We start from the raw sequence: 12,907 nt of genomic DNA, 5'->3' as shown, positions 1-12,907 counted from the left end.
ATCTCCTTAAGCAACTTGCGCCTGCGCACGTACTGCATCAGCTAAATGATTTGCCAGACTCACAACCTCTTCTTGTTGATCGCCTTCGACCATCACACGAATCATAGGCTCAGTACCTGACTTACGAATTAAAATACGTCCACGACCTTTGAGCTGCTGCTCTGCTTTATCAAATTCAGCCACTAAAGCTGGAATAGAATACGGGTCGATCATTTGCTGTAAACGAACATTAACCAGCACTTGAGGGAATAAAACAAAACCTTCCACTAATTCATGTAAGGCTTTACCCTGCTCAACCATAACCGTCAGCACTTGCAATGCAGCAATAATCGCATCACCTGTTGTGCTTTTATCCAAAGTGAGGATATGCCCTGATGGCTCACCGCCCGTTACCCAAGCGTTTTCTTCGAGTGCTTGTAACACGTAACGGTCACCTACTTTGGCACGGACAAAACCCACGCCCGCTTTTTCCAATGCCAGTTCAAGCGCCATATTACTCATGACTGTACCCACGACACCTTTTGGCTTGTGGTTGGCTTGCGTCGCTAAAATATACAAAATATGGTCACCATCAATCAGATCACCATTTTTATCCACCATCACTACACGATCAGCATCACCATCAAAAGCAATGCCAAGATCAGCCTGATGTTCTACAACTGCTTTCTGTAATTGTTCAGGATGAGTTGAACCACAATTTTCATTAATATTTAAACCATCTGGTTCATTGAATAATGAAATTACCTTCGCACCCAACTCACGGAATACAGAAGGTCCTACGCTATAGGCTGCACCATTGGCACAATCCACAACAATTTTTAAATTATGTAAGTTGAAATGGTATGGGAAAGTGGATTTACAGAATTCGATATAACGACCATTGGCATCTGTTACACGTACGCTTTTACCAAGGTTTGCCGTGTCATCAATGACAAGATCTTTTTCTAATTCTTGGTTAATTTCGTCCTGTAAGGTATCAGGAAGTTTTTTACCTTCACTTGAGAAGAACTTAATCCCATTATCAAAGTAAGGGTTGTGCGACGCAGAAATCACAATCCCCGCATGCGCGTGTAGTGCACGAGTTAAGTGAGCAATCGCTGGTGTTGGTAATGGACCTAATAAATGAACATAAACACCCGCAGCGTTTAGACCTGCTTGTAGTGCAGCTTCTAAAATATATCCAGATAAACGCGTATCCTTACCTAATACCACAATTGGCTTATTTTTCGGACTATTTCTTTTTAGTACTTTTCCTGCGGCAAAGCCAAGTTTTAATGCAAACTCAGGGGTAATTGGCATTTGTCCAAATTTTCCACGAATGCCATCAGTGCCAAAATAACTCATCTTCTACTCACTTTCTTATCGTTTATATGGTCTATCACCATATATTTCTCATCACGCTCACTTTACACCAAAAACAAAAAAACCGTCAGTAAACTGACGGTTTTTCTATCGGTAAAATTACCAAAAATCAACCAACACGATAATTTGGCGCTTCTTTAGTAATCGTTACGTCATGTACGTGTGATTCAGACATACCTGCTGAAGTAATTTTCACGAATTTCGCATTTTGGCGAAGGTCTTCAATGGTCGATGAACCAGTATAACCCATAGAAGAACGTAGACCGCCCATCATTTGATGGATGATATTACCCATTGGGCCTTTATATGGAACACGTCCTTCAATGCCTTCAGGTACTAATTTTTCAGCGCCTGCCTTTGAGTCTTGGAAATAACGGTCAGCTGAACCAGTCGCACCTGCCATCGCACCTAAAGAACCCATACCACGATACGCCTTGTAATAACGACCTTGGAAGAACTCAACTTCACCCGGCGCTTCTTCAGTACCCGCAAGCAGTGAACCGACCATAATCGTGCTTGCACCCGCACCAATTGCTTTTGCCATATCGCCAGAGAAGCGGATACCACCATCAGCAATCAAAGGAATTTGGTCTTTCAGTGCATTTGCAACACTGTCAATCGCAGAAATTTGTGGCATACCAATACCTGCCACAATACGTGTTGTACAAATCGAACCAGGACCGATACCCACTTTAACGGCATCTGCACCAGCATCAAGCAATGCCAATGCCGCATCGCCTGTCGCAATATTTCCACCAATCACTTGAACTTGTGGGTAGTTTGCTTTTACCCAACGAACGCGTTCAATTACACCAGCTGAATGACCATGTGCAGTATCTACAACAATCGCATCAACACCAGCATCAACCAATGCTTCTACACGACTTGGTGTCTCAGCACCTGTACCCACAGCAGCACCTACACGTAAACGACCAAGGTCATCTTTACAGCTGTTTGGATAGCTTTCGGCTTTACGGAAGTCAGTCACCGTAATCAAGCCTTTGAGTTCATTGTGCTCACCAACAACTAAGACTTTTTCAATACGATGTTTTTGCAATAATGCTTGAATATTTTCTTTAGATTCGCCTTCACGTACAGTAACTAAGCGATCTTGACCTGTCATGATGTTGCTCACAGGCTGTTCTAGGTTCGTTTCAAAACGTGTATCACGTCCTGTTACGATACCGACAACTTTGCCATCTTTAACAACAGGCACACCGCTGATGTTGTTGGCACTTGTGATTGCAATCAATTCACGAACAGTTGTTTCTGGTGTCACAGTGATAGGATCTTTCACCATCCCCGCTTCAAATTTTTTCACACGACGAACTTCAGCAGCTTGTGCTGAGATGTCCATGTTTTTGTGCAAAATACCAATACCACCATTCTGCGCCATCGCAATTGCCATACGAGACTCAGTCACAGTATCCATTGCAGCAGAAACGAGAGGAATATTAAGTTGAATTCCGCGAGTTAAACGTGTCTTTAAGGAGACATCTTTTGGGAGAACAGTAGAGTAGGCAGGAAGTAATAAGACATCATCGAAGGTCAAGGCTTCTTGAACGATGGTCAGCATAACAATCTCACTGGTAATTTCCGTGAGCTATTATAAACAAATTTCGATGTGATTTTCATTTTCTATGAAGAAAATAATTTGAGAAAAAGCACTTCTTCATCAGAATAAATGCTTTTTACATTGAATTTATCAAAACAGAATTAACAGACCTGATCAAAATTCTCATTATTTTCAGAATCTTGTGGATCGACACAAATGAGTGGAATCATATTGTGTTTCATTCGTGCTTTATTACATTGTTCATCTGCAATTTGTACTTCTTTACAACTTGAGCTACGCGCTTCATAAATAGAACAACTTACATTGACACCAACTTCACCCTGTAAGGCTACACATCTAGGTTGTGATTGATTGGTTCCTTTCATGCAAGAATAAACCGCTGTAAGAGGTTCAACCATTTCTTCAGGCATGCTTTCAGCTTCAGCCCAATAGAATGAGACACGGAAATTTGCGCAGCATGCACCACAACTAATGCATGCATCTGGCGTAGCAATTTGAGACAACATTTTTATTAAAATTCTCGCGACCAAATCAAATTTTTTATAGCGCGAATCCTAAGAAAATTCACTACCGAAAACAATATATATTTATCTGTTTTCGATAGATTTATTCGTTCAAATTTTAAGGATTAATCAAGCTTTAATTTATTTCCGTTGGAATGCTGAAAACATACTCATTCATAAGGTCTACGCCACATTCTAGATTTTCAATCCAATCCAAAAATTTATTAATCATCTCTTTACCGACAAATGCCGTGCCATGTTGAGGAACAATCATATCCAAATCCATTTGACGAACCATATTGACCCATAAACGAATCACTTTATTTGAGCACATATAGCGTTGATGGAAGCCTTTCATTTTTTTGATGTGGGCTTCAAAATCAGTGATCGGTAGACTGGCATCTTCAACAATCGACGCCCCCATATCACCAGAAAATAAAATTTTTGCCGTTGGATCATAAAATTGGAAATTGCCAACCGAATGTAAAAAGTGAGCAGGCACGGCAACAATAGATGATTCACCCAGTGGAATCACTTGTCCTGTGTCAGGCAATTCAATCAAACGCTCCTCCCAATTGCCTTTCATACGATCACTCATAAAAGCTGAATTCAGATGTGGTAAAAATCGTGCCCATAATTTTGAAGCGACAACTTTTGCGTCGGTATAAACCAACCAACGCGGCATCGAGGTAATAATGTCAGGATCTTGATGCGAAGCCATCACATAATCTAAATTTTTAAGCTTCGTATATCGATTCAATTCCATCGTCAAAGGAACATACGTTAAGTCCCCACCTGGATCTAAAACAGCAGCACGATCATGATCAATAATTAAAAATTGATTAGCTTGAATACCCTCGCCCTTTACCAAACTGGTAAAACTAATGCATTTATGAGTACCATTATCAAATAATATTTGTGATGTAGTCCGATCAAAGCTCATAGCAACCCCAGAAAAATTCTTTAAATATGAAATATTTTTAATTCCATAATAAAATAATGGGATTTAGTCGCTGTTTCAATCAGATATTGGACTTTTATCGTAATTTATCTATGTAAATTTTACTGATTTATAACTTGAGTATCCTTATTCACATCAATTAAAATAATAACCATTCTCATTAATATCACCTCGATCTGAGATACCTCTCAGTTTTGGAATCTTCTATGCTCCCTCCACATCGAACGCTGCTAGCAACACTTGTTTTCGGCTTTATGACAACCGCTTATGCAGACGATACAACCAATACGCTTCCCACCATTTCAATTCAAGCAGAGCAAGATCAAACTGACACTTATGTTGCCACTCAAGCAACTTCAGCACTAAAGTCAGACGCTCCACTTTTTAAAACAGCACAATCCGTCAGTGTAATTAATCAAGAACAGCTAGAGCAAAAACAAGCACAGACTTTAGCAGAAGCGATTGATGGTGTTGCAGGTGTTGTTTCGGGACAACTTGGACGACGTGGTTGGGACGATTTTATTATCCGTGGACAAAACTCATCGGATCAGGTTTTTATTGATGGTTTACGGCAAGGGCAGAGCACTTTTGTCGCAACAGAACTCTCTGGTATGGATCAAGTACAAGTCATCAAAGGGCCTGCATCTGTTAATTTCGGCCTCGTTCAACCCGGTGGCATGGTCAATATGGTCACTAAACGACCTCAAGCTGACTCATTCTACCGAGGATCTGTGACCTACGGCTCTAATCAACTTAAACAAGGCACTTTCGATTTAAACTATAGTCCGAATGACAGTGAAAAAGGTGCTTTCCGCATCAACGGACGTGTTGCAGATCAAAATGATCCAACCGATTTCGTGTATTTTAAAAATTACTATATTTCACCTTCTTATAATTTTGACTTAGGTGACAATACTGATCTTTCGGTCATTGCGAGCTATCAACATCGTGAATATATGCGCCAACAAGGCTTACCAGTCTTAGGTACATTGCTAACAAATCCAAATGGCGCATTAGACTCAAAATTATTCATTAGCGAACCAGCTCATGGCGGCTACAATGCGGATGTTTATCGGAGTGGCTATAATTTTGCACATACTTTTGAAAATGAATGGAAGTTCAAACAAAATTTTGCCGTACAAAAAACAGACATGGTTGGTCCTGCCGTATTTGCTGCAACAGGCAAGAACTTTTGGGCGAAAAATTCTGATGGGACGATCGATTACACCACAATCCAACGTCAAGGACGTTATCAAGATGTCGATAATTTAAGTTTTTCAATCGATAATCAACTACAAAGACGCTTTAGCCTTGCCAATATGTCGCATGAACTCACGATTGGTGTCGATGCCATGCAAGAAAAAAGCGATTACATCAATAACCGTTGTACCGTGGGCAATTTAAATTTATATCATCCGCAATACAATACCAAGGTAACTTGTCCTGAATCACCCACAAATCATGATATCAATCGCCTCAGATATACAGGCTTATATCTACGTGATCGAATTCAACTCAATGATCAATGGGTGTTAAATCTAGCAGGTCGTCACGATTGGGCTGAAACACAAAATAAAAATTTGGTGAAAAATACAGAATCAACCCAATCAGATAATGCATTTACAGGCAATGCGTCTCTCCTCTATACCATCAATGATATTGCAGCCCCTTATGTTAGCTATGCAACATCATTTCTTCCTGTCAGCGGAACAGATGCTAATGACAATGCATTTAACCCAGAGAAAGGCAAGCAAGTTGAAGTCGGCTTAAAACTACAAAGCCTAGATCAACGCATCCAAGGTAGCATCGCATGGTTTGATTTACGTCGCCAAAATGTCTCAGTATCAGATCCAATCAACAGTGGATTTAAAGTACAACGTGGTGAGCAAATGACACGGGGGATTGAAACAGAAGTCACGGCGCATTTATTTGATCAGCTCAAACTCACCGCAGCATATACCTATACACCTGATGCAAAAACTACTCAGGATACAACAGCTGAAAATATTGGTATTCGCATCGACAATATTCCAAAACAGAGCTATAGCTTATCGACACGCTATCGCTTTGAACCAAATTCAAATTTAGGCTGGTATGTGGGTGCAGGACTTCGAGGCGAAACGAAAAAAAGCGTTGATGGTTTAACGTTGGATATTCCGAGCTACACAGTATTTGATACTGAAGCAGGCTATGATACAGAACATTGGGGTGCACAACTTTCAATCCGCAATATGTTTGATAAAGACTACTATGCTGGCGCACTCAATGAAAATCTGATTACGCTAGGCAACCCACGCCAAATCAATTTTACAGTGAAATTTAACTACTAAAATTAAAAAATAATGCCAAGTCCTACGTTGAATTTCATCAAAATAGACTTGGCATTGATTTAACTTATATTTCGTCGATACAGCCGTTAAGCAAAGAAATAATGCTGAACCAATGTTGAAACACCGACAATTAAGAAAATCGCAGCGCCAATTTTATGAATCAAAGAAATTGGCAAACGATCAGCAAGCTTATTACCAATAAACACAGCAGGCGCATTGGCAATCATCATCCCCACAGTCGTACCACACATCACCCAAAACACACTGTCAAAACGAGCAGCGAGTGCGACAGTTGCGATTTGAGTTTTATCACCGATTTCCGCCAAGAAGAACAAAATAAAAGTCGCACCGAATACACCAAAACGTTGCCACTTATTAATGCTTTCAGTTTCATCTCCAAGCTCATCAGGAATCAGCATCCAAATCGCCATACCGATGAATCCAAGTGCAAGAATCCAGATCAAAATCTCAGGACTTAATACAGTTGTAATCCATTGACCAAATACCGCAGAAATACCATGGTTAATGGTTGTTGCAAGTAAAATGGCAATTAAAATTGGAACAGGTTTTCGAAAGCGCGCGGCAAGGAGTAAGGCAAGAAGCTGAGTTTTATCACCCATTTCTGCAAGGGCAACAATTGAAGTTGAGATGAGAAATTCATACATAATTGAATGCTCTGGCTAGCATATATACCGATGACTTATCCCTCCTGCTAGCCAAAATCAAATAGATTGATGCAGAGTGATAAATCAAAGGTCTTGCCAACAAAAGCACAGCCTAAGCTGCTTTGGTTCTTTGCTATGATGACCATGTTCTGTTGAACAATTATGTTGATCATCACCTCTTTACTTTGCGTAAAGAGCGGCTACTCCCCAATGAAGTGATACTATTCTAACAAATAAAGATATCATTTTGAATCTTTAGACCCAGAATTTTTGATAACCCCATAACAGCAAACGGAATATACCTAAAAGAAATGCAAAATAGGCACTCAAGCCAAGAAAACCAAAACTTCCCCAACCGCTCGCACTTCCTACATGCTGAGCTTGATATTCAACAGCCATCACCACTGTAGCAACACATACTTCTAAACCCATCACCGCGTACATTACCCATTCCCAAGGAAAGTGCAAAAAACTCACCCACACCCCCATCGCTACAAATACAACCAGCAAAAGCGGTAGCATCACTCGATAAATGGCAAACATCCTTGCTCCTGTTTTAAACTCAATACTGAGAATTATTCTAAATAAAATTGGCCACAAATAAAGCTTAAGTTTTGATGTATCACTGAAAAGAAAACCCCGCATTTGCGAGGTTATTCCAAATATAATTTAAACACTTACAGTAGTAATGTGCGAATGTCTTTCAACAGTTTGGTCAGCTTATTGGTAAAGCGAGCTGCATCCGCACCATTAATCACACGATGGTCATAAGACAATGACAATGGCAACATCAAACGTGGATCAAAGTCTTTACCATTCCATACTGGTTGCATGGTTGCAGGCGAAATACCTAAGATCGCAACTTGTGGCCAATTCACCAATGGGGTGAATGCAGTTCCACCGATACTACCCAAGCTGGTAATGGTAAAGTTGGCACCTTGTAAATCTTTCGGCGACAATTTGCGGTCACGTGCTTTCTGGCTCAATTCAGCCAGTTCTGTCGCAATCTGCTTAATCGATTTTTGATCTGGGTTACGTAATACCGGAACGGTTAAGCCATCTGGAGTCGCAACTGCAATCCCCATATGAATTTCGTTACGCAATAACACTGACTTCTGATCATCGGCCAAATGCCCAGCAAAATAAGGCTCTTCTTTGAGCAAGTGTGCAACCGCTTTGGCAATAAAAGCCAAAATTGTTAAGCTCAGACCCTGCTTTTTAAAGCCATCTTTGAGTTCACCACGCCACGCTTCGAGTTCAGTAATATCCGCCACATCGAACTGGGTGACTTGCGGAATGAAATTGTTCAATGACAACTGTGGTACAGACACTTGCTGTAAACGCGTCATTGCTTTCACTTCACCACCACCAAATGCACCAAAGTCTGGCAACTTCGGTAAGCCCGAAGCTACTGGTGCTGCTTGAGCAGAAGGTGCTGGCTGTGATGTCGTGAGACGTGCTTTTACATATGCAAAAACATCGTCCTTCATCACACGACCATGTTCACCAGAAGCCTTGACCTGACCTAGAACAACGCCTAATTCACGCGCCAGTTTACGCACGGCAGGGCCTGCATAAACCTTCGCATTTTCTGCTTCTTGCTCTTTGGTCAGCTTCTCAGCTGGCGCTGGCGCACTTGGTGCTGCTGTCGCTGCTGCCTGTGGTTTTGCTGGTGCTGCTTGCGTAGCAGGCGCAGCGGCGGGTTGAGCTTTTGGCACTGCTGGAGCAGCAGCCTGACCACTTACCTCGATCATTGCCAAAGCCATGCCTTGGCGAACTTCTTGATTGGCAGAGACATGAATTGCTTTTACAATCCCCGCCACTGAACTTGGCACTTCAACAGACGCTTTATCTGACTCAACCACACATAGGCTTTGTTGAGCTTCAACGCGATCACCGACATTGACCAAAATTTCTGAAACAAGTGCTTTTTCTACACCTAGATCAGGCACTTCAATTTCGACATTACCTGTTGAGGTATTGCTTGCAACTGGTGCTTCTTTAGTTGCGACTGGCGCTTCTGTTTTAGCTGGAGCTGCTTGCGGTTCAGATGACGTTGCAGCGCTCTCAGTCTTGACCTGAATCAATACCACGCCTTCTTTGATGCTGTCGCCTTCTTTAATCTGGATTGCTTCCACAATCCCAGCAACCGAGCTTGGTACTTCTACAGTCGCCTTGTCCGATTCAACCACCACAATACTTTGTTCAGGTTCAATCTGATCACCAACTTTGACCAGTACTTCTGCAACCAACGCTTTTTCTACACCAATATCTGGAACTTTTACATCGACAACTTGGCTTGCTGTCGCTGTTGGGGCGACAGCTGGTTGTGCTTTTATTTCAGCTTCGACAGGTTTTGCTTCTGCTTTTGGCGCTTCTGCTTTCGGTGCGTCATTCGCAGGCGCTTCAGCAGCAGTCTCAGACTCTAGTTCGATCAATGCGACGCCTTCGGTAACTTCATCACCCTGTTTCACCAGAATACTTTTTACGATCCCTACCGCAGTGCTTGGTACTTCGACCGTTGCCTTATCTGACTCTAACACCAGAAGGCTATCGTCAACTGCAACATGGTCGCCTACTTTGACCAAGATTTCTGCAACGAGCGCTTTATCTACGCCAATATCAGGTGCTTGGATTTGCATGATTATTTCCCCTCACCTGTTTGTGTTTCATGATATTCAGCAACGGCCTGAACTTCTGGATGCGCTTGTGGCGCCCAAGCCACTGGACGATCCGTATCTAACTCAAAGTTAGAAATTGCATCTTTGACTAAACGTGCGTCTACTTCACCTTCGTCAGCTAATTTTTTCAAAGTCGCAACAACGATATGTGCAGCATCAACACCAAAGAAACTACGTAAGTTTGCGCGAGTATCTGAACGCCCATAACCATCTGTACCTAATGCAACAAATGGACGACCATCTGGAAGATATGCACGGATTTGTTCGCTATATGCACGCATATGGTCTGTTGCTGAAACAACGATACCTTCTGTACCACGTAACTGTTTAGATACCCAAGACTCTTTCACTTCTTCAGTCAGTGGGTGTAAACGGTTGTATTCTTCACATGCCATACCATCACGTGACAACTCATTGAAGCTTGTTACGCTCCAAACGTTTGAGTGGATCTGGTATTCATCACGTAAGATTTTCGCTGCTTTGATCACTTCACGCAGAATGACACCTGAACCAAGTAATTGAACCGTTGCTTTTTCATCTTTTTCGAACAAGTACATACCACGTTTAATGCCTTCCTCAGCGCCTTCTGGCATTGCAGGATGCTCGTAATTTTCGTTCATTACAGTTAAGTAATAGAACACTCGCTCTTGGTTCACATACATACGTTGTAAACCATCATGTACGATCACAGCCAATTCATAACCAAAACATGGATCATAAGATACACAGTTTGGAATGGTGTTCGCTAAGATATGTGAATGACCATCTTGGTGCTGCAAACCTTCACCGTTCAATGTGGTACGACCAGCAGTAGCACCTAACAAGAAACCTTGTGCCTGTGCATCACCAGCAGCCCATGCAATGTCGCCAATACGTTGGAAACCGAACATTGAGTAGTACATGTACATTGGAATCATTGGCAAGTTATTGGTTGAATAACTGGTTGCCAACGCAGCCCAAGCGCTCATCGCACCTGCTTCGTTAATCCCTTCTTGCAACATGTGACCGTCACTTGCTTCACGGTAATGCATTAACTGTTCTTGGTCTTCTGGGGTATATTTTTGACCGTGAGCAGCATAAATACCCAGCTGACGGAACATACCTTCCAGACCAAAAGTACGTGCTTCATCTGGAACGATTGGAACTACGCGATCTTTAATGGCTTTTTCTTTCAGTAAAGCAGCAATTAAACGCACCATCAGCATCGTAGTCGATTGCTCTTTACCACCTGAACCATTTAACACAGCATCAAATACAGATAATTCAGGAATCGGTAAAGTTTCACTCTCCTTACGACGTGCAGGTAGGTAGCCACCTAATGCTTCACGACGCGCCTTTATATACTTCATTTCTGGAGAGTTTTCACTTGGGCGATAGAACGGAAGCTCTTCTAACTTGTCATCTGTAAATGGCAGATTAAAACGGTCACGTACATATTTCAAAGAGTCGATCTGCATTTTTTTGATTTGGTGCGTTTTGTTCACCGCTTCAATTTCTTCAGACAAACCGTAACCTTTAACCGTTTTCGCAAGAATAACGGTCGGTTGGCCTTTGGCTTTCATCGCTTCTGCATAAGCAGCAAAAACTTTGTACGGATCATGGCCACCACGATTAAGATTATCGATGTCTTCGTCGCTTAAATCTTTTACAAGTTCCGCAGCTTCTGGGTACTTACCAAAGAATTTCTCACGGGTATATGCACCACCTTTCACTTGATAGCGTTGGTACTCACCATCAACCGTTTCTTCCATGACCGCTTTTAAAGCGCCTGAAGCGTCTTGTGCAAGCAATGGATCCCAATGACGGCCCCACACCACTTTAATCACACGCCAACCTGCGCCACGGAACAATGATTCAAGCTCTTGGATGATCTTACCGTTACCACGTACTGGACCATCCAAACGCTGTAAGTTACAGTTCACCACCCAAACCAAGTTATCTAATTTTTCACGACCTGCTAGTGAAATTGCACCCGTACTTTCTGGCTCATCCATCTCACCATCGCCCAGATATGCCCAGACTTTACGATCTTCCTCTTTAATCAAACCACGATTCATCAAGTACTTTTGAATGTGTGCTTGGTAAATCGACATAATAGGGCCTAAACCCATCGATACCGTTGGGAACTGCCAATAATCAGGCATTAAATAAGGATGTGGATAGCTTGGGAGACCATTACCACCGACTTCACGGCGGAAATTATTGAGCTGATCCTCAGTTAAACGACCTTCTAAGAAAGAACGTGCATAAATACCAGGGGCGCAATGACCTTGGTAATAAATCATATCGCCGCCGAAGTTATCTGAAGCAGCGCGGAAGAAATGGTTAAAACCAACATCATATAAAGTCGCAGAAGATGCGAAGCTTGCAAGGTGTCCGCCTAAGTCATCACCGGTTTTATTCGCACGCAATACCATTGCCAGTGCATTCCAACGAATCAAAGCACGGATACGACGCTCCATATCCTGATCACCTGGCATTGCAGGCTGTTCTTCAACTGAAATGGTATTGAGATAAGGTGTATTTAAGCGTTGGATTGGAACATGTTTCGCAATTGCTCTTTGATACAGTTTTTCGAGTAAGAATGCAGCGCGTTCCGTGCCCATATGTTGTAATACTGAATCAAATGCTTCTTGCCATTCCTGGGTTTCCTGCGCGTCTGAGTCGCCATAAAACGCCATACAATTCACCTTTTCCCTTAAGTTATTTTGACGTTATATATTTATCATGTTTTCACTTCATAAAGGTATTGCCCCAAATGAATACAAAATTCCTTAATATTTTCTCACTAAATAGTCATTGACCCAAATGAAACAAAAAATACAAAAA

Annotated in this window: 9 protein-coding genes and 1 riboswitch; of the genes, 1 reads left to right on the top strand and 8 read right to left on the bottom strand. The window is 42.0% G+C overall.

Annotation, left to right across the window (positions count from 1 at the left end):
* Positions 1-6: 6 nt before the first annotated feature.
* From glmM to ACF8D3_RS00625, 4 genes are all read right to left on the bottom strand, one after another.
* Entirely contained in the window at positions 7-1,344 is a 1,338-nt protein-coding gene (glmM, locus tag ACF8D3_RS00640) for a phosphoglucosamine mutase (protein ID WP_392469533.1), read from the bottom strand.
* A 127-nt stretch (positions 1,345-1,471) separates the two neighbouring features.
* On the bottom strand, positions 1,472-2,938 hold the full coding sequence (guaB, locus tag ACF8D3_RS00635) for an IMP dehydrogenase (RefSeq protein ID WP_004878042.1): 1,467 nt from the start codon (positions 2,936-2,938) through the stop codon (positions 1,472-1,474).
* A gap of 140 nt (positions 2,939-3,078) precedes the next feature.
* A complete protein-coding gene (locus ACF8D3_RS00630; RefSeq protein WP_061518115.1) occupies positions 3,079-3,444 on the bottom strand; it encodes a YkgJ family cysteine cluster protein in 366 nt (121 codons plus the stop codon).
* A 133-nt stretch (positions 3,445-3,577) separates the two neighbouring features.
* Positions 3,578-4,384, bottom strand: a complete 807-nt coding sequence (locus tag ACF8D3_RS00625; protein ID WP_392469531.1) for an MBL fold metallo-hydrolase — start codon at positions 4,382-4,384, stop codon at positions 3,578-3,580.
* A 224-nt stretch (positions 4,385-4,608) separates the two neighbouring features.
* On the opposite strand from ACF8D3_RS00625, the gene ACF8D3_RS00620 reads away from it, so the two are divergent.
* A complete protein-coding gene (locus ACF8D3_RS00620; RefSeq protein WP_392469530.1) occupies positions 4,609-6,732 on the top strand; it encodes a TonB-dependent siderophore receptor in 2,124 nt (707 codons plus the stop codon).
* Positions 6,733-6,818: 86 nt separating this feature from the next.
* On the opposite strand, the gene ACF8D3_RS00615 is transcribed toward ACF8D3_RS00620, so the two are convergent.
* From ACF8D3_RS00615 to aceE, 4 genes are all read right to left on the bottom strand, one after another.
* Positions 6,819-7,397 (bottom strand): TMEM165/GDT1 family protein, encoded by a 579-nt coding sequence (locus tag ACF8D3_RS00615; RefSeq protein ID WP_007481364.1) that lies wholly within the window; start codon positions 7,395-7,397, stop codon positions 6,819-6,821.
* 83 nt (positions 7,398-7,480) lie between these two features.
* Positions 7,481-7,618, bottom strand: a riboswitch (yybP-ykoY riboswitch).
* Positions 7,619-7,652: 34 nt separating this feature from the next.
* On the bottom strand, positions 7,653-7,940 hold the full coding sequence (locus tag ACF8D3_RS00610) for a hypothetical protein (protein WP_392469529.1): 288 nt from the start codon (positions 7,938-7,940) through the stop codon (positions 7,653-7,655).
* A 134-nt stretch (positions 7,941-8,074) separates the two neighbouring features.
* On the bottom strand, positions 8,075-10,039 hold the full coding sequence (locus ACF8D3_RS00605) for a 2-oxo acid dehydrogenase subunit E2 (RefSeq protein WP_392469528.1): 1,965 nt from the start codon (positions 10,037-10,039) through the stop codon (positions 8,075-8,077).
* Positions 10,040-10,041: 2 nt separating this feature from the next.
* Complete coding sequence (aceE, locus tag ACF8D3_RS00600; RefSeq protein WP_392469526.1) at positions 10,042-12,759, bottom strand: pyruvate dehydrogenase (acetyl-transferring), homodimeric type; 2,718 nt, start codon at positions 12,757-12,759, stop codon at positions 10,042-10,044.
* Positions 12,760-12,907 lie beyond the last annotated feature (148 nt).

Source organism: Acinetobacter sp. YQ_14 (assembly GCF_043102985.1).
Lineage (GTDB): Bacteria > Pseudomonadota > Gammaproteobacteria > Pseudomonadales > Moraxellaceae > Acinetobacter > Acinetobacter venetianus.
This window is presented reverse-complemented; position numbering and strand designations above follow the sequence as displayed.